Origin of the sequence: Emticicia agri, assembly GCF_004168285.1 — a bacterium.
In the GTDB taxonomy this organism is placed as follows: Bacteria; Bacteroidota; Bacteroidia; order Cytophagales; family Spirosomataceae; genus Emticicia; species Emticicia agri.
The window spans coordinates 1-311 of the sequence record NZ_SEWF01000145.1 but is presented as its reverse complement, the minus strand read 5'-3'; the positions used below and the strand labels follow the sequence as shown (position 1 = coordinate 311).

At 48.2% G+C, this 311-nt stretch carries 1 pseudogene; it reads left to right on the top strand.

The window, feature by feature from the left end:
• Positions 1-311, top strand: a pseudogene (locus tag EWM59_RS28085) (hypothetical protein); the annotation flags it as partial.

Below are 311 nucleotides of genomic sequence, written 5' to 3'. Positions count from 1 at the left end.
ACGGTTGGGTCTTGTATTTCTCCGGCAAGCACGGCAGTTACTGGCTTACAGATTGTAGCTCATCCAACTGCTCCAACGATTACAGCCCCAGCTACCAAGGTAGTCTGTTCACCAAGCACGCTTACTTTAATCGCAAGCGGTTGTGCAGGAACAGTCAACTGGTCAAATGGTTCATCAGGTACGAGCTTGACGCTTTCAAGTGTAGGTACTTATAGCATTACAGCCACTTGTACAGTTGGGTCTTGTATTTCTCCGGCAAGCACAGCAGTAACAGGCTTACAGATTGTAGCTCAACCAGCAGCCCCAACAAT